Source organism: Henriciella litoralis (assembly GCF_002088935.1).
GTDB lineage: Bacteria > Pseudomonadota > Alphaproteobacteria > Caulobacterales > Hyphomonadaceae > Henriciella > Henriciella litoralis.
In genome coordinates, this window is the sequence record NZ_NCSS01000004.1 from 559,219 (window position 1) to 578,505 (window position 19,287).

At 56.7% G+C, this 19,287-nt stretch carries 20 protein-coding genes and 1 other RNA gene; 13 read left to right on the plus strand and 8 right to left on the minus strand.

Annotated elements, in window-relative coordinates:
* Positions 1–7 precede the first annotated feature (7 nt).
* Together B8783_RS02685 and B8783_RS02690 are read right to left on the minus strand one after the other, a co-directional pair.
* On the minus strand, positions 8–916 hold the full coding sequence (locus tag B8783_RS02685; RefSeq protein ID WP_084418226.1) for an SMP-30/gluconolactonase/LRE family protein: 909 nt from the start codon (positions 914–916) through the stop codon (positions 8–10).
* An 86-nt stretch (positions 917–1,002) separates the two neighbouring features.
* Positions 1,003–1,530: a dihydrofolate reductase gene (locus B8783_RS02690; RefSeq protein ID WP_084418227.1), complete on the minus strand. Its 528-nt coding sequence runs from the start codon at positions 1,528–1,530 to the stop codon at positions 1,003–1,005.
* Positions 1,531–1,655: 125 nt separating this feature from the next.
* Here B8783_RS02690 and B8783_RS02695 point away from each other — a divergent pair, with 125 nt between their 5' ends.
* The 3 genes from B8783_RS02695 to B8783_RS02705 all read left to right on the plus strand — a co-directional run bounded on the left by B8783_RS02695 (position 1,656) and on the right by B8783_RS02705 (position 3,678).
* Positions 1,656–2,369: a VUT family protein gene (locus B8783_RS02695; protein WP_084418228.1), complete on the plus strand. Its 714-nt coding sequence runs from the start codon at positions 1,656–1,658 to the stop codon at positions 2,367–2,369.
* Positions 2,370–2,442: 73 nt separating this feature from the next.
* Positions 2,443–3,228 (plus strand): SDR family oxidoreductase, encoded by a 786-nt coding sequence (locus B8783_RS02700; RefSeq protein ID WP_084418229.1) that lies wholly within the window; start codon positions 2,443–2,445, stop codon positions 3,226–3,228.
* A 93-nt stretch (positions 3,229–3,321) separates the two neighbouring features.
* Positions 3,322–3,678 carry a carboxymuconolactone decarboxylase family protein gene (locus tag B8783_RS02705; protein WP_084418230.1) on the plus strand — a complete coding sequence of 119 codons (357 nt, stop codon included), beginning with the start codon at positions 3,322–3,324 and terminating at the stop codon, positions 3,676–3,678.
* Positions 3,679–3,711: 33 nt separating this feature from the next.
* Here B8783_RS02705 and aqpZ read toward each other — a convergent pair whose 3' ends face one another.
* Both aqpZ and B8783_RS02715 read right to left on the minus strand, forming a co-directional pair.
* Entirely contained in the window at positions 3,712–4,395 is a 684-nt protein-coding gene (gene aqpZ / locus B8783_RS02710) for an aquaporin Z (RefSeq protein WP_084418231.1), read from the minus strand.
* A gap of 92 nt (positions 4,396–4,487) precedes the next feature.
* Positions 4,488–5,282 carry a thymidylate synthase gene (locus tag B8783_RS02715; RefSeq protein WP_084418232.1) on the minus strand — a complete coding sequence of 265 codons (795 nt, stop codon included), beginning with the start codon at positions 5,280–5,282 and terminating at the stop codon, positions 4,488–4,490.
* A gap of 246 nt (positions 5,283–5,528) precedes the next feature.
* On the opposite strand from B8783_RS02715, the gene B8783_RS02720 reads away from it, so the two are divergent.
* The 7 genes from B8783_RS02720 (at position 5,529) to B8783_RS02750 (ending at position 10,850) form a co-directional block, all read left to right on the plus strand.
* Positions 5,529–6,746, plus strand: coding sequence for a hypothetical protein (locus B8783_RS02720; protein ID WP_084418233.1), 1,218 nt, complete (start codon positions 5,529–5,531; stop codon positions 6,744–6,746).
* Between the two features lie 141 nt (positions 6,747–6,887).
* Positions 6,888–8,408, plus strand: a complete 1,521-nt coding sequence (locus tag B8783_RS02725; protein WP_084418234.1) for a VWA domain-containing protein — start codon at positions 6,888–6,890, stop codon at positions 8,406–8,408.
* 66 nt (positions 8,409–8,474) lie between these two features.
* Positions 8,475–8,834, plus strand: a transfer-messenger RNA (tmRNA) gene (gene ssrA, locus B8783_RS02730).
* Positions 8,835–8,920: 86 nt separating this feature from the next.
* Positions 8,921–9,121 (plus strand): hypothetical protein, encoded by a 201-nt coding sequence (locus tag B8783_RS02735; protein WP_084418235.1) that lies wholly within the window; start codon positions 8,921–8,923, stop codon positions 9,119–9,121.
* A gap of 177 nt (positions 9,122–9,298) precedes the next feature.
* Positions 9,299–9,796 carry an SspB family protein gene (locus tag B8783_RS02740; protein ID WP_084418345.1) on the plus strand — a complete coding sequence of 166 codons (498 nt, stop codon included), beginning with the start codon at positions 9,299–9,301 and terminating at the stop codon, positions 9,794–9,796.
* A gap of 6 nt (positions 9,797–9,802) precedes the next feature.
* Positions 9,803–10,258, plus strand: coding sequence for a PaaI family thioesterase (locus tag B8783_RS02745; protein ID WP_233355647.1), 456 nt, complete (start codon positions 9,803–9,805; stop codon positions 10,256–10,258).
* Positions 10,259–10,385: 127 nt separating this feature from the next.
* On the plus strand, positions 10,386–10,850 hold the full coding sequence (locus B8783_RS02750) for an SET domain-containing protein (protein WP_084418236.1): 465 nt from the start codon (positions 10,386–10,388) through the stop codon (positions 10,848–10,850).
* Positions 10,851–10,883: 33 nt separating this feature from the next.
* On the opposite strand, the gene B8783_RS02755 is transcribed toward B8783_RS02750, so the two are convergent.
* Together B8783_RS02755 and B8783_RS02760 are read right to left on the minus strand one after the other, a co-directional pair.
* Positions 10,884–11,282, minus strand: coding sequence for an MAPEG family protein (locus B8783_RS02755; protein ID WP_084418237.1), 399 nt, complete (start codon positions 11,280–11,282; stop codon positions 10,884–10,886).
* An 80-nt stretch (positions 11,283–11,362) separates the two neighbouring features.
* Entirely contained in the window at positions 11,363–11,719 is a 357-nt protein-coding gene (locus B8783_RS02760; protein ID WP_084418238.1) for a RusA family crossover junction endodeoxyribonuclease, read from the minus strand.
* 216 nt (positions 11,720–11,935) lie between these two features.
* Here B8783_RS02760 and B8783_RS02765 point away from each other — a divergent pair, with 216 nt between their 5' ends.
* Positions 11,936–14,212, plus strand: a complete 2,277-nt coding sequence (locus tag B8783_RS02765) for a TonB-dependent receptor (RefSeq protein ID WP_084418239.1) — start codon at positions 11,936–11,938, stop codon at positions 14,210–14,212.
* A gap of 118 nt (positions 14,213–14,330) precedes the next feature.
* Complete coding sequence (locus B8783_RS02770) at positions 14,331–15,128, plus strand: GGDEF domain-containing protein (RefSeq protein WP_084418240.1); 798 nt, start codon at positions 14,331–14,333, stop codon at positions 15,126–15,128.
* A gap of 142 nt (positions 15,129–15,270) precedes the next feature.
* On the opposite strand, the gene B8783_RS02775 is transcribed toward B8783_RS02770, so the two are convergent.
* Positions 15,271–16,518, minus strand: coding sequence for a pentapeptide repeat-containing protein (locus tag B8783_RS02775; RefSeq protein ID WP_169711683.1), 1,248 nt, complete (start codon positions 16,516–16,518; stop codon positions 15,271–15,273).
* Positions 16,519–16,634: 116 nt separating this feature from the next.
* Positions 16,635–17,696 (minus strand): ferrochelatase, encoded by a 1,062-nt coding sequence (hemH, locus tag B8783_RS02780; protein WP_084418242.1) that lies wholly within the window; start codon positions 17,694–17,696, stop codon positions 16,635–16,637.
* A 148-nt stretch (positions 17,697–17,844) separates the two neighbouring features.
* On the opposite strand from hemH, the gene fumC reads away from it, so the two are divergent.
* Positions 17,845–19,254 (plus strand): class II fumarate hydratase, encoded by a 1,410-nt coding sequence (gene fumC, locus B8783_RS02785; protein ID WP_084418243.1) that lies wholly within the window; start codon positions 17,845–17,847, stop codon positions 19,252–19,254.
* Positions 19,255–19,287: the final 33 nt, after the last annotated feature.

Here is a 19,287-nt window from a genome sequence, read left to right on the forward strand (position 1 = left end):
GACGCGCTCAGGCATTGAAGTTCAACTTCAGTCCCGCTTCGGGCCAGCGGCATTTGATGAGTTGCCCTGTCCCTGACAGGGTAATGTAGGCGTCGCGCATATCCTCACCGCCAAAGGCGATATTCGTCACGAACGGATCAGGCAGCGCGATGTGCGAGTGATTGCCGTCGGGCTGAACCGTCGTGATACCGCCCTTGATGATCGAGGCGACGCAGACATTGCCCGCCGCCGAGATCGCGAGACTGTCGAAATAGCGGAGGTCCGGCATACCCGCCACGACGCGGCCCTTGGTGAAAGGGGTTGCCTGTTTCGCCACGCCCGGGCTTTCCAGATCATACGCCCAGACGCGGCCCGTCATCGTATCGGCAAAATAGACCGTCTGCTCATCCGGCGAGAGACCGATGCCATTCGGGGAGATGTGATTGTAATCCAGCTCCTCAACCGTGCTCGACCCGGCGGCCATATAGTAGATTCCGCCGGTATCGCGGCTGGTCGCATAGGTTTTGCCGAGGTCTGTGAAATAGAGGTTTCCGGCCTTGTCGAAGACAAGATCGTTCGGGCCTTTCAGGGGCCTGTCACCGCAATGGGTGGCAACGACATCTACCTTGCCGGTGTCCAGATCGATCCGCTCAATACGGCCACCCGAATAATCCTTGGGGCAATGACCGGGAATAAGAAGTCCGTCGCGCTCATGATAGAGAAACCCGCCATTATTGGTGCACCAGAGCGCCCCATCTGGCCCGATCGCGAGGCCATTCGGGCCGCCGCCCGGCTCGGCGACGGTTTCAGTTTTGCCGCCCGGCCAGCAGCGGGTAATCTTCTTGCTCTCGATCTCAACGACGATCACCGAGCCATCCGCCATCACGACGGGACCTTCGGGAAACCTCAATCCGTCAGCAAAAACTTCAAAATCCATGTCACTTCGCCTCCTGTTTTTATGCAGGAAGCTTTGCGCGGGAGATGGATCGTTACAAGGCGCGCCCTTGCGGAAAGCCGAAAGGTTTAATTAGCGCTGACCCGCTCAAGAATTCGATAGGTGAAGTCATGGTCATTGCGACGGCTTTTCTTGTAGCTCGTAGAGCCCACCTCACGAAATTCGCCCTCGTCAAATTCCGGGAACCGGGCATCGCCCTCCATCTCAACGTCGACTTCTGTAATGTAGAGAATATCTGAAATGGGCAGGGCCTTGGCATAGACGCTTTGCCCGCCGATGATGAACACTTCATCCTGGCCGTCCTTGGCCGCAATCGCACGCGCGGCAGCGATAGATGCCGTAAGACTTGAATACACGCGCGCGCCAAGCGCCGCATAGGACCAGTCTCGCGTCAGGACGATATTCTGTCGGCCAGGCAGCGGCTTGCGCGGAAGACTCTCCCACGTTGCACGGCCCATAATGATCGGCTTGCCAGCCGTAGCTTGCTTGAACAGCGCCATGTCATCGGCCAGATGCCAAGGCAGATCCCCATCGCGACCGATTACGCCGTTGCGCGCTCGCGCTACGATCAGCGACAACTTTACCTGGTGTGGCATACACCAATATCCTTGCTTTTCCGCCCCCACCTGCGACGGTAATGATTAGGCCACCCAGTACCCTCTTGGGCCAGCCATATAGCAATATCAATGGCGCACATCACAAATAAGAGCAGTTTCTACTGATGATGGATTTCTTGAATGGTATCGTAGACGCAATAACAAACCAGCAACCGGGAAATCTAGTTCCTGTATTGATTGGCCTCTGCATTACATTGGGGCTAATATATTACTTCAAAGGTCGCTTCTGGGCGTTTTTATATTTCGCAACCATTCCATTTTTGAATTGGTCATTTGGCGTTATTGACAGCATGACGCTGGTTTCACCGAATGAGACTTTTCAGAACGGCATAGAGCTGCACCCGCTTACCATGGTGACAGGTCTGGTTTTTGTGTTTCGTGACTTCGTTCAAAGGCGAATGGGTCACTACGTTCTTATCGTCATGGCGCTCGCGATTGGCTGGTCGTTTTACTATGCTTGGCCAGTGATAGCGCTAGCATCCGGCCTCGCCTTTGCTGTCTCGGAAATCGCGGACTGGTTGATTTTCACTTTTACTAGATACCGGCTGTCCACCCGAATCATTCTGTCCAGCGCCGTCGCTGCGCCGATTGACACGACGATCTTCCTCTATGGCGCAGATCTGGCGCGCCAGATCCGGCTGGGAGATGAGCCGGGCAATATGTTGCACTGGGCAAACTGGATTGTGTTTATCATCGGCAAGATGGTTGGCGCGGTGATTGTGTCATGGCTGATCCGGCGCCGGGAGGATGCCGGCAAGGTGGACCCCTACGACGATGATGGCTTCTCGCCGGCTTCCAGCCCTGCCCCGGCAGACTGACCCGGCGACACCGCTTCCCCCTCTGTTTGCGTCGCTCTAACCTGAACCAAAACGCATAAACAGGGAGACACGCATGAAAATCGGATCAAACACACCCGCCATCGTCACAGGCGGCGCATCAGGGCTCGGCCGCGCAACGGCAGAGGCGCTTGCCGCCCATGGCGTGAAAGTCGCCATCTTCGATATTCAGGAAGACAAGGGCGAGGAAGTTGCCAAGGCCATTGGCGGCGTCTTCTGCAATGTGAACATCCTGGATGAGGCGTCCTGCGAAGCTGGCTTCGAGAAGGCCCGCGCGGCGCACGGTCAGGAGCGGATCACCGTCCATTGCGCCATGACGTCCGGACGCGGCAAGACGCTCTCCTTCGACAAGGAGACGATGAGCTATAAGCGCACGCCGACAGAGCAATATGATCGCGGCGCACAGGGCATCCTGGTTTCGTCTTACCGCATCGCCTCCATGTCTGCAGAGGGCATGGCAAACTCAGAGCCGCTGAACGATGATGACGAACGCGGCTCAATTACGCTGACGGCGTCAGTCGCAGCCCAGGACGCGCAGATCGGCCAGGTTATTTACGGCTCGTGCAAGGCGGGTGTGAACGGCCTCGTCCTGCCTATGGCGCGCGACATGATGGACGTCGGCATCCGCGTGAACTCGATCATGCCAGGCATCTTCGCGACACCGCTCATGCTGGGCGCGCCACAGAAAGTGCTGGACAGTCTGGCCGCATCTGTTCCCTTCCCCAAACGTCTCGGCAAACCTGAGGAGTTCGGCTCGCTCGCGGTGGAGATCGCGCGCAACACGTATCTCAACGGGCACAATTTCCGGCTCGACGGCTCCATCCGCATGGCGCCGCGCTAAACAGCAAAGCCGGTTTCCGTATTTTCCCTTATGGCGTCCTGCCTGCCCCGACCCGAGATCAGCAGGACGCCAGACAGGAAAGGGAAACCGCTCATGGCCACGGGAAAGAAAGACTACGCAGCGATCACCGACGGGGTGAATGAGGGCCTGTCCGGCCTCAGCAAGGTGGCAGGTGGCACGCTGAGCGCGTTCAGCAGCCTATCCAAAGCCGCGAATGCCGATGGCGCAATCGATCACAAGACCAAGGAATTGATCGCGCTCGCGATCGGCGTCGCCAAACAGTGCGATGCCTGTATCGGCTTTCACACCAAAGCTCTGAAGAAACTCGGCGCGAGCGACGAAGAAGTCGCCGATGCGCTCGGCGTCTGCGTCTATATGGGCGGCGGACCGTCCCTGATGTATGCGGCCGATGCCTGGACGGCGTGGACGCAGCTGAAGGACGCCGGATAAGACCCTCCGGCGCCCCCAACAGTAGTATGCGGCCTAGTCTTCCTTCTCGACGATGCCTGCTCTCAGAACGAGGCCGGCAAGGCCCGCCCCGATCAGCGGCGCGACGATAAACAGCCAGAGCTGCGTCAGGGCGGCCCCGCCGACGAAGACAGCCGGTCCGAAGCTGCGGGCCGGGTTGACCGACACGCCGGTCACTTGAATGCCGGTAATGTGGATCAAGGTCAGCGTCAGGCCGATCGCCATACCAGCGACCGCGCCGGGCGCGGCCTTCTGGGTCGAGCCGAAAATTACGATCAGAAAGATGAACGTCGCCACGACTTCGAACACAAAGCCCGAAAGCAGGCTGTAACCGCCCGGTGAGTGCTCGCCAAAGCCGTTCTGGCCGAGACCGCCCGTGGCGAGCTCATAACCGGCCTTACCGCTGGCGATCAGGTAGAGCACGCCGGCCGCGATCACCGCGCCGACGAATTGCGCGGCCCAGTAGAGCAGCATTTCATTGAGCGGCATCCGCCCGGAGACGAAGCTGCCAAAGGAGACAGCCGGATTGATATGGCAGCCCGAAATCGGGCCGATGCCATAGGCCATGCCGGTAATGGTCAGGCCGAAGGCAAAGGCGATGCCGAGCTGACCAACCTGCGCGCCCGCAAGCACAGCGGCCCCGCAACCAAACAGAACGAGCGTAAATGTGCCGATAAGTTCGGCCACAAACTTCTTCATGATGTATTCCCCTCATGGGCGGCCCCACGCCGCGCCCGAGAGATTTGGCAAAATTTACGTGATTTGTCGCGAAAACTTTGTGCTGCACTGCGTCAGACAGCAACAGGCGCCTTGATGTGCTTATGGGCCTCGTAGCCGACGAGCTCGAAATCTTCATACTCCCATGAGAAGAGGTCCGTCTTCTCAGGATTGAGGATCATCTGCGGCGGGGCCAATGGCTCACGCGTCAGCTGCAGTTTGGTCTGCTCGAGATGGTTTGAGTAGAGATGCGCGTCGCCCAGCGTATGGACGAACTCACCGGGCTTCAGCCCCGTCGCGCGCGCCATCATCATGGTCAGCAGCGCATAGGACGCGATGTTGAACGGCACACCGAGAAAGATGTCGGCCGAGCGCTGGTAAAGCTGGCAGTTCAGCTTGCCGTCCATGACATTGAACTGAAACAGGCAGTGACAGGGCGGCAGCGCCATCTCGTTCACGTCCGCCGGGTTCCAGGCGGAGACAATCAGACGGCGCGAGTTCGGATTTGTCCGGATCTCGTTCAGCACCCATTCGATCTGATCGATGACACGCCCGTCCGGCGCAGCCCAGCTTCTCCACTGCTTGCCATAGACGGGGCCAAGATCACCATTTTCATCGGCCCATTCATCCCAGATCGAAACACCATTATCTTTCAGATACTTGATGTTCGTATCGCCCTTCAGGAACCACAGAAGCTCAATGATGATAGAGCGTAGATGCAGTTTCTTGGTGGTTAGCAGCGGAAAGCTTGAGCCGAGATCGAAGCGAAGCTGACGGCCGAAAACGCCGAGCGTGCCGGTCCCCGTCCGGTCATCGCGGGCGATCCCGTTGTCGAGCACATCCTGAAGCAGATCTAGATACTGGCGCATATGCAGATCAATGGCGACTCGCACCGCGAAGTCCAGACCAGACGGTCATTTATCCCCAGCATCTGCAGCACCAGCATGGCTAATGCGAGATGAACGTGCACGGACAATCTTCCCCTCTCAGAATAGAACCTGCGAAATCTATTCCCTCTAAAAGTGTTAACGGGCTGACCAGATGGTTTAACGGAACGCGCAATGGTATCCATAATCAAAGCGTCTTCCTCTCAATGGGTCAGGCGCCTTAAATGTTTGAGGCGCGACACCTCCGGCAAGGTCGCGGCCATTGCCTCGCTCTCTACCCTGCCCTTCTTCTGGGTGATTTCCGTCACGCTGGACGTCCGCAACGTTGCAAATACCAAAGCAGAAATGCAGTCGGCTGCGGACAAGGCGGCCATCATGGCGACGCTCGCGCTCATGGATGATGAACCGGATGAGGACATCCGCGCCATTGCTGAACATGCCATGCAGCAGAAAGTCTCAGAGCATACAGACGGCCTGACCTGCGAATTGACGGATTTCTCGCTCACCAATACGCGCACACGCGTCAATGCCAGCTGGTCGTGCACGGAACCGTCGCCTTTCGCGGCATTGGCCGGGTCTGAGGCCATGCAGTTCACAGTGGCGACGGCCACGCAGTTCAACGTCGCCGCAGATGGATGCGTGCTTGCGCTCGGCACCAGCAACTGGACGGGCGTTGATGTGACCGGCTCAGCCAATGTCTCATTGAGCTGCGCGGTGATCTCCAACTCCCGCAGCACCGAAAGCATTGCTCTTTCCGGCTCAGGCTCATTGACGGCATCGTGCGCCTATGCCGCCGGCGGCATCCCCAATGCAGCCGCGATCACGACAACAAATTGCCTCGACCCCATCCCCAATGGCCGGGCACTGGTCGATCCTTATAATGATATCAGCGTCCCGGACGATATAGAGGACTGGCCATGCCAGACGCCGACAAAAATCGACTCCAGGGACCTCTTCCTGCAATCTGGCAAATACTGCTCGACCGTCTCAGCCAAAGGCGATCTGGAACTGGAAACCGGCGGCACGTTCGTCTTCGACGGGGCCGATCTGGAAATGAAGTCCGGCTGGGCTGCCATCCATGGGGATAACGTCACCCTGATCTTCATGAATGCAGGAGAATTTCAGAACGCGAATGGTGGCGCGATCGATCTGTCGGCGAAATTGACCGGGGAATATGCTGGCATCCTGATGTATGGCGACCGTGAAACCATGCCCTCGTCAATCGATATCCAGATGAACGGCAACGCCACCAGTATCCTGGAAGGCGTTCTCTATTTCCCGAACAATCATCTGACCTTCAATGGCGGCGCGGCATCCGGCTCCCCCTGCACCATGCTGGTGGCAGACACGGTGACCTTTTCGGGCAATGCGGACCTCGCCTCCGACTGTGCGCATCTCAATGCCAAGACATTTGGCAGCCTGAGCGACATTCGCATCGTTCACTAAGCAGGAGGGCTGCGAGCAGTCCTAATCAAGCGTAAACAATCGCCACCATTTTTCTTACCAATCCAAACGTCCCGGCAATCTCGTTCCGGTACAACAAAACCTCAAAATTCAAACTTTCTTTGCGGGGGGAAACCGCCAGTTATGGGATTCTCAGGAACCATCGCTCAATTCTGGGCTGACAAGCGCGCGAATATCTCGATGATATTTGCCCTGACGCTACTGCCAATCATTGCGGTCGCTGGCTTTGCCATCGACTCGCAGATCGGCTTCACGAAGAAAGAGCACGTCCAGCAAGCAGCCGACTCCGCCGCGCTTGCCGCAGCACGGATGATGCAAAAGACGTCAGATAAGGATGACATACGCGGCTTCGCCCAGTCATACTTTGACGCCATGTCCAGATCCGGCAGCGGCGGCCTCACTTGCGACGGTTTGCAAGTCCAGCTTCCATCAAAAGACGAAATCAGGGTCAGCGCCAACTGTAGTCAGGCGACAATCCTCACCCAGATCATTGGCAACAAGAAGCTCGATTTCCAGGTTGCATCCACTGTCGTTTTTGGCGTGAGCAAACTCGATGTCGCCTTTGTTTTCGATATTTCCGGTTCGATGAATAGTCATGGCCGGCTGGCTGATCTGAAAGTGGCTGCCAAGGACGCCGCCGACACGCTTCTGCCAGAGCCTGGCTCGTCAAGCTCTGGTGATGTTCGCATCGCCATGGTGGCCTATAATAGCATGATCGACGCTGGCGAATTCTTTGAAGAGGTCACAGGCCTCAAGAAAGTTCGCAAATACGTTCACACTGAAATGGAAACGGTTGAGGAAACCTACACCGACCGCGAAGAGGAATGCGGTTATCCGTGCATCAGTTCCTTTTGGGGAATCTGCCTTCGCTACGGCCCATATCAATGTGAGTGGAAGAACGTTGAGAAAACACGCTGGGTCGAAAAACCGGTCGATAAAGAATATACGATGAATTCGACCTGCGTCTATGAGCGCAATGGCGACGAAGCGTTCACCGATAAGCAGCCCAAGCAGCTTCAATCCGGCGCGCTGGTCAATCGCCTTCCAGAAGGCTCCTACAATGCAAGTACAGATCCGGACAATCCTGAGGGCTACCTTACTTCAGCCTATGCCTACTGGCATCCGGGTAGCCGCTATGAATCGGCCGGTTTCCGGACAGTTGGAACAGACTGCAGCGATGTCGCGCCATTCGAATTGAGCAACAACGCAACACAGATCGAGAAGTATATTGATCGTTTGAAGGCTGGCGGTGGCACAGCTGGCCACCAGGGCATTGCCTGGGGCTGGTACATGATTTCCGACAAGTGGGGCAATGTCTTCGACTACAGCGCCAAGCCGCTGGAACATGACCGCGCTGGCGTCGTCAAATCGATCATCATCATGACCGACGGCGAATTTAACTCGGAATTTCACAATTCGCAGGGCAATTCCTTTGCCCAGTCCAAGAAAATCTGTGATGCAATCAAGGACGACAACGTCACGGTCTACACGATCGCCTTCGACGCGCCTAAGGCGGGTAAGGAGATCATGGAATACTGTGCCTCCGGACCGGAGTTCGCATTTGAGGCTGATAATGGTGCAGAGCTGCTGGAGAGCTATCAGCAAATTGCAACGTCGATCTCAAACCTGCGCATCAAGTTCTGATCCATACCCAAAGACAGCAAACCGGCCCCTCTCATCTGCAGCGGGGCCGGACTGCTGACTGAATTGGCCCTTTCAACGGGCGCCCCCTTTGCCTATATTGAAGATGTTCCTTCGGGGACTATGGCGATAAACGTGCGTGCAATAAGCGGTTCGGACCCGGGGGCGGTACCCGGCGGCTCCACCAAATTTCTTCTGCTCATTAGGCAGATCGGGATGGGGCCGAAATAGGATCGACGGACGTGTAAAGACGATGCTTTCGCCCGCATGAGCTGCGTTAGAAGCTCAATTCACAATAGTTGCTAATGACAACTTTGCTGAAGGCGAACTGCTCGCAGCCTAGTCTGCGCTCGGTTTACCGAACTTAACTCCTAGGGCTTCAGCGCCTTAGGCGGGGCCCGGAGGCGCCTGGCAACAGAAGCCTCCACTTTCTCTCCCCCGCACAGCAATCCATCGCGATGTTCGGAACGCTATGGCCCCCGCCCGCGTTGAAGCTGCAAAATGGAGAGAAACAAATGTCATCATTCATGATCTACGTCATCGGCTTTATGCTATTTCTTGGCGGCCTTATCTGGGCGGCTGTCGCGCTCGGCCTTCCAACACAATGGGTTGTCATCGGCGCTGTCATCCTTGGCGGTATCGGCCTCATCGCTGCGGTCACCAATACGCGTGCCAAGGACGAGACGGTCACATCGGAAGGTGAACAGAGCGGCTAACGCTTATTCGCATCATTTCGGTCGGCAAGGCGCAGTCGCGTCTTGCCTTTCCGTCGTCAGTGTCGGAAAAATGCCCAAGTTCGCGAGCTGCGAGAGCGGCGCTCGCTTTATAAATGAAGCATGTTGAACCTTGCGGAATCGCAGCTACAACGTGACATCTGAAAAGGGATGGACCGTATGACTGACTATATCGGATACGAAGCTCTGACGCGCGCAGCGATGCGCGGGGTCGTTCGTGAAGCGCTCCGGCAGACGGCCAGCAATGGCGCAGCCCCCGGCGAGCACCATTTCTATATCAGCTTTCGGACCAAGGCACCGGGCGTGCGTATGGCCGACCATCTGGTCGAGCGTTTCCCCGAGGAAATGACGATCGTGGTCCAGCATCAGTTCTGGGACCTCGAAGTTCATGACGGCCATTTCGAAGTCATTCTGAAATTCAACGGCGTGCCACAACACCTGTCGATCCCGTTTGCGGCGATGACCCGTTTCGTTGACCCGGCAGTGAATTTCGGCCTGTCCTTCGACAAGGACGAGAAATCCACCGGTCAGGATGTCGTCGCGCCCGCTATGGAAGACGCAGATTCCGACTACGCCGCCCAGGAAGAGCGTCCGCGCGCTTCGGGCGACGATACCGGATCGACCGTCGTCAGCATCGACGCCTTCCGCCGGAAATAGTCCGGTTTGACTGGCCCAGTCGAAAAACCACGCCTCAGCGATGCCGAAATGCTGGCGCGCTTCCAGAACTCGAAAAAGCGGCCGGCCTGTTCGGATACGCTCGGCATGCATCTGGCTGAAGTCCATCAGGACGAGATGCGGGTCGTTGTCGAGTTCACGGCCAATGAGAGCTTCGCCAACCCGACAGGCGCAATCCAGGGCGGCTTCATCGCCGCCATGCTGGACGAGGCCATTTCGACCAACATCATCATCGCATCAAACGTCACGATGACGGCGCCGACGCTGGAAATGAAAGTGTCCTACCTCGCGCCGCTCTTTGTCGGCAAAGCGACGGTCGAGGCGAAAATCCTGAAATTCGGCAAGACGGTCTGCTTCTCTGAAGCGCGTTGTCTCACCCCCGACGGAAAGCTTGTCGCAACCGCCACAGCGACCGCAGCGCCGAAGCCATTCAAGCGGTTCTGACCGTCCCAATAAATTCACTTGAATAAATCCAAATCGGGCGCAATTAGGAAATTGCGCGACGCCAGCGCGGGCAAAACCCTGATTCGCCACCGGGCGGCGCCCCGGTCTTGTTGGGAGCTGTCCGGCCATGATGCTGGTGCCCTGTTACCTCGCCGCCTCTGAAATCGAGGGTCTTGGCGTTTTTTCTCGCGAACCTGTCAGACGTGGTGAGCTTATCTGGAGATTTGACCCGCGCGTTGATCGCATGATCTCGCTGGACAGCTTCAGCGATGCTGATGAGCGTCTGTCTGATTTCCTGAAGCGCTACACCTACATCCCGCCCTATGACACCAGCGTGTGCATTCTGGACGGCGATGAAGGTCGCTATATGAACCATAGCGAACAGCCAAACACGGACTTCTCGTCGATTGATGCCGGCTACGCGCTGTTCGACATCCCTGCCGGCGTCGAACTGACCTGCGACTATCGCGAATTCGACACAACGGCCGACAATATGATGGCCTCGATCACACCGCTTGGACGGCAGCTATCGCAGGACGTGCTGAACATTGCATTCGCAAGCAAGTCATCTGAAATCCGGTGCGCTGGCTAGTCCGATGCGGCAAGACCCAATGGGGGCCGCGCCTTAAAAAGCGGCAACTCCAATGACGTAATAGACAATCAGCGTGCCGATCAGGCCGACTGTCCAGACGATTGTGCGGATCCATGGAACGCCCAGCAGATAGATCGGCCCATAGGCAAGCCGTGCCCAGAAATAGAGGGCCGCGCCCATCGTCGACAGGCCGGAATTCAGGCCGCTCACTTCGAGGATAAGGATCGCAAAGCCAAACAGCGCGAGGCCTTCCATATGGTTGGCCACGGCCCGCTTGGCCCGTCCGCCAAACGCATTTGTCTCGGCAGGCTCATCACGGGGGCCTACCCCGTAGCTAATTCCGTTTGTGATGACCGTATTCGCCGCTTGCGCGACAATCAGCACCAGCAGGATCAGCAAAGACCCATAGAGATAGAGAAGTTCCTGAGACATTCCGATAGCCCTCCATTAGAAGACCCCCATTCTATACCGGCACGACCCGTACGACCATGGAAAAAATTTAGTCCTTTCAATCAGTCCATCGCCTCGACACGCATATAAATGCCTTCGCGCTCGCCGACGCGGCGCTCAACCAGCAGGCGCGCGACCTGATGGTCATCTACGAACGCATTGCCGGACACACTGTCGAGCAAGGCCTTGGCGAGATTGTCGAGATCCATCCATGGCGGATCGCCGGTATATTCCATCACGATGTGCACGTAATAGTCGCCATGGCCCGGCCGCAGGCGCGTGAAGTCCTTGCGGAAAAACTCCTTGAGAAGCGGCTTGTAGTATTTCGCCTGCGTCGTCAGGCCAGAGCAGCGCACTTCCAGCGCACCGTCTTCAGTGATGCGGCCGCGCACTTTGCCGGATTTGATCCAGTCATCCATCCTATTCAGCTATGCCGCCACGCTGATATTGGAAAGAGGCATTCGCCGGTTCGACAGTATTTCGCAGTCATTGTCAGTGCCCCCAGACGCACAGGCTGCAGGCCCATTTTTCGAATAGGTGCAATCGTCTTCCCACTGTCGTGAAAGCGTCGTCGCGCTGTCGCAGAGCACACCTAAGAGCGCCGCCAGACCATACTCAAATGGCGGAGCCTCCCAATGAAATCTATTTATGTTTGCACAACCGCGATTGCCCTGACGGCGATCGTATCCGGACCCGCGAGCGCCCAGGAAACCAATGAGGGTGAACTGCGCCAGTCTACGGTGACCGTCACCGTTCAGAAGCGTGAAGAAAACCTGCGCGACGTGCCCGTCGCCGTTTCCGCAATCGACGAGCAGTTCATGGACGATCTCGGCCTCGACGAATTCAGCGAACTTGCGCGCTACGTGCCCGGCTTCGAGGTGCAGGAGCAAAGCCCGAACAATCCGGGCTTTGTCATCCGGGGCATCACATCCGATAGCGGCGAATCCAATATCGAGCCGCGCATCGCCATCTTTCAGGACGGTGTTTCCATCTCCCGCTCTCGCGGCTCCATCGTCGAGCTTTTCGACCTTGAGCGCGTCGAAGTTGCCAAGGGCCCACAACCTACCCTGTTCGGGCGCGGCGCCTTGATCGGCGGCGTCAACATCATCCAGGCCAAGCCAGAGTTCGATTTTTCCGGCCAGGTGACAGCGGGTATCGGCAATTACGATGAGCGATATCTCGACGGCTATGTGACCGGCCCGATCGCAGGTGACAAGCTTGCTTTCCGGCTCGCTGGCCGGCTGCGTGAGCGCGACGGCTATGTCGAAAGCCTCAATCCTGACGAAGAGGATTTCAACAGCCAGGACATGCGCGCGGTCCGGGCCTCGCTCGCCTTCGAGCCAAGCTCGACGCTGCGCTTCGATCTCATTGCCAATTATCAGGAAGACAATCCCTCAGGCACCAGCTTCAAGTCGAAAGCCTTCGCCCCGCTTCCAAACCGTTCGACCGCGCCATGGGACCCTGCCAACCTCAACACATTCGGCGATTTTCTCGGCGGCAAGAAGCTAGGATTGAACCGCGAGGTACGAAGTGTGACCTTGCTGGGCGACTGGCAGATCAGTGACAGTCTCTCCCTGTCGTCGATCAGCGGCTGGCGCGACTTTGACAGCCTCGAAGTCTTTGATCCGGACGGATTCGGGCTCGACCTCATGATCTTTGCCGAAGGCGCGAAAGGCGAACAGTACAGCCAGGAGCTGCGCCTCAACTACGATAATGGCGGGCGGGCCCGCGGGTTTGTCGGTGCGAGCTATTTCGACGAGACGGGCGAGCAATACGTCCCGCTGACCTTTGACGAGCGTGCCGTGCAGGCCCTGCTCGGCGGCTTCCTTGTTCCGCCAAATGCCCCCGATGTCAGCCAGCTTCCAGACATTAACCTGACGGTGTTCCAGCAATCTGGCGGCACCGTGATTGTCCCGCTGAAGCCCATCCACAATGAGGCCTTCACCAATTTCGGGGACACCCAGGCCGTTGAACTTTTCGCAGATGGCACCGTCGATGTGACAGACCGCCTGCAACTCACCGCCGGTCTTCGCTACACAACGGAAGACAAGACGAGCGGCCTCAATGTCGAACTCTTGAACGGGCCGAGTGCACTAACCGGTGCGGGGCTGTTTGTTCAACCGTCCGGCGGTCTCATCTCACGGTCAGAAACATTTGATGATTTCACCTGGCGGGCGGCCGCCAAGTTTGAGCTGACCGACAACGTCAACCTGTTCGCCAACTATGCCCGCGGTCGCCGACCGGAAGTTATCACCGCCTCGGGCTCCCAGCCAGCGGCTGGCTTTGCGATCCTCGATGCGGAAATCGTTGATGCCATAGAAGGCGGCATCAAAGGCGTCTTCCTCAACGGCGACCTCAATTTAGATGCGTCGGTGTTCTATTACGACTACACAAATTTCCAGACGACCGTAGTCCAAGACGGCCTGATTGCGCCGATCAATGCTGGCGACGCCACGGCTGAGGGTTTCGAGACCCAGGCCAACTGGTTGGTCAATGACGCGATCAATCTTGTCGCCTCATATGGCTACAACAAGGCTCGCTTCGAGGACGGATCCTTTAAAGGCAACAAGCTTCGCCTATCGCCGGACCACACGGCAGCCGTCTCGGCGATCTTCACGCTGGCTGACGCCGGTTTCGGCGAGGTCGTCCTGGTGCCGAGCTACACTTGGCAGTCGCGCGTCTACTTCGATAATGAGCAGCGCGACGAAATCAGTCAGGACGCGTATGGTCTGCTGAACCTCAAGCTGCAGCTCAACCTCGAGAATGGCTACGGTGTCGAAGCCTACATCACCAACGTCACAGGCGAAGACTATATCATCGACGCCGGCAACACAGGTGACAGTTTCAACATCCCGACCTTCATTTCAGGCACGCCAACCTTCTTCGGGGCTCGCCTGAGCAAGTCGTTCTGATCGGATCGTAAAAATCCGGGAGACGTTGAGGGCCACGCAGAATGCGTGGCTCTTTTTTTCTATCGCACGGTCTAAATAAAATGGTGAAATGGCTACTTTTTATATTTTGCGGTAACTAATGTCTGCCACACCCGCCGACATGAAGATCGCACTCAAGACCCTCCTGCTTCAGCCGGACCACAAGCCTGCACTCATTCCAGTTTTGATAAGCTGTGCGTCCGTCGCGCTTGCGGGAATACTGGCGTCGATCATGGTTCTGTTCGGCCTCAACGAGAATGGGCTTTTGTTCATCTGCGTGACTGTCTTTATCGGCATCTGCGTCACCATCCCTGCAGGTTACACCCACTACCTACGAGACCGGCGCATTCTCGAGCAGCGCGAAAGCCTGAGAATTCTGGCATCAACGGACTCCCTTACCGGCACCCTTAACCGGCGCTCATTCGAAGCGTTGATCGAAGCTCAGCAAAAACTGATGCAGAACACCGGTCAGGATGCATCCGTCATCCTGTTTGACATCGACTGGTTCAAGACGATCAATGACACGTTCGGGCATGTTGTCGGCGACCAGGTCCTGACAAAGGTGGCTGACACCGCCCGCAAATCGCTTCGCCAGCCGAGCGATGTCATCGCCCGTTGGGGCGGTGAGGAATTCGCAATTCTGCTGACCAATGTGACACCCCGGCAGGCCTATTTTATCGCGGACCGGCTTCGCCAGTCTTTTGCCGATACCAGTTTCTCAGAGATCGCGCCGGGTTTGACGCTCACGGCCAGTTTCGGCGTTGCGGCGCTGTCTTCTAACGCGAAATTGACACGTGTGTTGGCCGATGCAGATCAGGCATTGTACGAAGCCAAAGCTGCGGGGCGCAACACCACACGGACGCTCAACACCACAGATCGTATGCGGCAGGCCGTCTAACATGCACTCATAGTTATATGTGTTAGATTAAAAGTTTTCCTCGCATTTTCAACAACCCCTTGAGCAAAAACACTAATGCTGAGTAGTTTGAACGAGCCCCTAAACTATATACTAGCTTTTGCAATGTTTAGGCATTTACGGATCAGCCATATTCCCAATATGGCCAAACATTCATGTTCAACTCTTTGTAGAACTTATTGATCATCTCTCCTAATGCAAGATCGTCAGAACTATAAGGCGCCCAGTGCAAAAATCCTGATTGCTTGAGTCTATTAACCAAATCTCGATTATGTGTGTCCAGCTCGTCGTCTTCAGCAAAATGCATGAACAGGTGAGCCTCGTTCCAATCGGTCGAATTTAACATTCTTCGGCTGACGGGGGCGGAAACTTTCGTATCTGCGTTCCCAAACGTTTTCTGGACGACATTTTTAGGTCCCAAATAACTCAACCCTAGTAAGTTCGCTCCAACAAAGGTTACCCCCTCGATGTCCGCGCCAGCAAACCCAAACACGCCATTACATTTCTCGAGTACGATGCGATCCATATTGGCGCCTCTAAAATTGGCGCGGCGGAAGTCGGCGAAATTAAGTAAGCAATCTACAAAAATGCAGCCCTCAAAATTCGCGGAAGCTAAGACAGCCCCTTCGAATCGAGAGCGTCCAAAATTGACCGCCCTAAAGCACCCCTCCGAGAAATGAACGCCGTCAAAGTTGCAATCCTTTAGATCTAATCGCCACTCTGAGCTATCGTACTGTGCAGCTAGGGGAAGCACTCTACCAATTGAAGCGATCGCCCTCTCCATATCCATCCGGGGGAGGGGGCGACTAGCAAAGTTCGGCGTAGGTTGTTTGCTCAAACATGGAAAGTTTCCGCGAACATAATTTGCTAGCAAGCGCACGACCCTTACTGAGGCATCAGGGCGCTCAAAGGCCAAGCCTTCTAATCGGTCAATTGCGGCTGATCGAGCCACCAAATCGTCCTGCCATTCCACGTATCGTTCACCGCTCGTAATATCTTTGCAGCTTACTTGATGCCGAGAGACCAAACCTTGTGCGGCCGAGTTAACTTTATCATTGAAAAGAGCCTCTGCTGCGGTTTTGGATTGTTCTGCGGCCACAACCGAGCGCCAAACGATGAATGGAGCACCTAGCAACGCTGCTAGAACCAGACCGTAATTTCTAATGCCTTCACTTCGGTTGATACCGAGATCAACTTCAGCTCCGAGCATTGTTATAAATAATAGAAAAATCGTTGCGATGATCATCGCAACGCCCGTCAAGAGCAGTAGTATGGCCAACGCACAAACAATAGGGCCAAGCCACGCTACTGCAGCGTAGTCAGTGGACTTCTTCAAACCCAACCAGTCTTGGAGGTCTTTAGGCTTACTCAATTTATCACCGCGACAACTCAATAAACTCTGACGAGTGTATATACTACGGCGGAAATTGCACCACATCCTTCGTGATCGTTAGCGTAGAGTTTGAGCGGAGCGCGCAAGATCGTCAACTAGGTCTGCAAATTCGTCCAACCTGCCAGCTCGCGGGCGACCAGCGTTTCAAGCAGGTCAATGGCGTGGTCAGTGTCGTTCAGGCATGGCGCCACAGAGAAATGCGTTCCGCCTGCTTCCATGAAGCCGTCGCGGCCCTCCATCGCAATTTCCTCCAGCGTCTCCAGACAATCAGAGACAAAGGCTGGCGACACAACAACCAGCTTTTTCACGCCCTCACCTGGCAGCGCTTCAAGGGTCTTGTCCGTGTAAGGCTGTAGCCATTCCATCGGGCCAAACCGGCTCTGGAATGTCGTCATCGCAAAATCGCTGTCCCAGCCCAGCTTTTCAGCGACGAGCCGGGTCGTCTTGTAGCACTGGCAATGATACGGATCGCCCTTGTCGAGATAGGATTTCGGCAGCCCGTGATAGCTCATCAAGACGCGCTCAGGTACAAAATCCAGCCCGGAAATATGCTGCTGGATCGAGTCTGAAAGCGCCTGGACATAAGCCGGATGCTCGCAGAATGGCGGGGCTGTGCGGACCGCTGGCTGCCAGCGCATCTTCTTCAGCGCAGCAAATGTCCGGTCGTAAACGCTCGCTGTCGTGGTTGCCGAATATTGCGGATAGAGCGCGACCACAGCGATACGGTCACACCCCTCATCTTTCAGCTTCTCGATTTTCGACGCGATCGACGGATTGCCGTAATTCATCGCAAAATCGACGATCAGGTTTTCGTGTCCGATGCGCGCGGCAAGCTTCTCGGCCTGGCGTTTGGTATAGACCAGAAGCGGAGAGCCCTCTTCCATCCAGACCTTCTCATAAGCGCGGCCGGATTTCTTCGGCCGGAAGGTCAGGATCGGCCCCTGCAGGATGGGCTGCCAGAGGAGCGGCGTCAGCTCAATCACACGCCGGTCAGACAGGAATTCCGACAGATAGCGTCGCATCGACCAGTAATCGGTCCCGTCAGGCGTGCCGAGATTGACCAGCAGAACGCCGGTCTTGCCCTGCGACACAACCGGATGATCAGCCGGTGCATGTGGCGGTCTCTGCGCGCTGAGCGCGGTTCGAGTATCTGGCATGTCCGTCGAAGCCCCTCAGTTTCTTTTACCGGCCTATAGATAGAGCGCATCTCGCCGCGGCAAGCACTTCGGCGCATTTGCGTGATGGTGCACCCATGTTAAAGCCCGCTGGCAACCTAAATCAAAAAATCACAGACAGGAGCCTTCCATGGGCATTTTTGGCGACAAGCAGCCGAAACCACGCACCGAAACTGACACAATGGGGCCAGTTGAAGTCCCCGGTGACAAGTATTGGGGGGCCCAGGCAGAGCGCTCACTTGGCAATTTCAAGATCGGCTGGGAAAAACAGCCAGAGCCGATCGTCCGCGCCCTCGGCATCGTGAAGAAAGCCGCCGCCGAAACCAATATGGCGCTCGGCAAGCTCGACCCGAAGCTCGGCGCCGCCATCATCCAGGCGGCGGACGAGGTGATCGAAGGCAAGCTCAACGAACATTTCCCGCTCGTTGTCTGGCAGACCGGGTCCGGCACCCAGTCCAACATGAACGCCAATGAAGTGATCTCCAATCGCGCCATTGAGATCCTCGGCGGCGAGATGGGCTCGAAAAAGCCCGTCCACCCGAACGATCACTGCAACATGTCGCAGTCCTCGAACGACACCTTCCCGACCGCGATGCACATTGCCTGCGCCGAGGAAGTCAGCCACCGTCTCATCCCTGCCCTGCAACAGCTCCACAAGGCGCTGAATGACAAGGCAGAGGCCTGGAAAGACATCATCAAGATCGGCCGCACGCACACGCAGGACGCCACACCCGTCACGCTCGGCCAGGAATTCTCCGGCTATGCGACGCAGCTGAAGAACGGCATTGAGCGGATCGAGAGCACGCTGCCCAAGCTGATGGAACTGGCCCAAGGCGGCACGGCCGTCGGCACCGGCCTTGCCTCACCTGAAGGCTTCGATACCATGGTAGCCGAGAAGATCGCCCAGATTACTGGCCTCCAATTCAAGACCGCTCCGAACAAGTTCGAAGCGCTCGCCGCGCATGACGCGATGGTGTTCGGTCATGGCGCGATCCACACGGTCGCCATGTCCTGCTTCAAGATCGCCAATGACATCCGCTTCCTCGGCTCAGGCCCACGCTCGGGCCTCGGTGAGCTCGCCCTGCCAGAGAACGAGCCGGGCAGCTCGATCATGCCGGGTAAGGTCAACCCGACCCAGTGCGAGGCGATGACGCAGGTGTGCGCGCACATTCACGGCAACAATGCCGCGATTGCCTTTGCCGGCAGCCAGGGCCAATTTGAGCTCAACGTCTTCAATCCGATGATGGCCTACAACTTCCTGCAATCGGTCCGCCTGCTGGCAGACGCTGCGGTGTCCTTCACCGACAATTGCGTCGTCGGCATTGAGCCACGCCTCGACAATATCGAACGCGGCCTCAAAAACTCCCTGATGCTGGTCACCCCGCTGAAGGAAAAATACGGCTATGACCGCGCCGCCAAGATCGCCAAGACCGCCCACAAGAACGGGACGACCTTGCGCGAAGAAGCCATCAAGGACGGCATCCCCGAAGAGGATTTCGACGCCATCGTTGACCCGAGCAAGATGATCTCGCCGGGGTGATGTAGATTGACAGCATCTACGGAATTCCGTAAT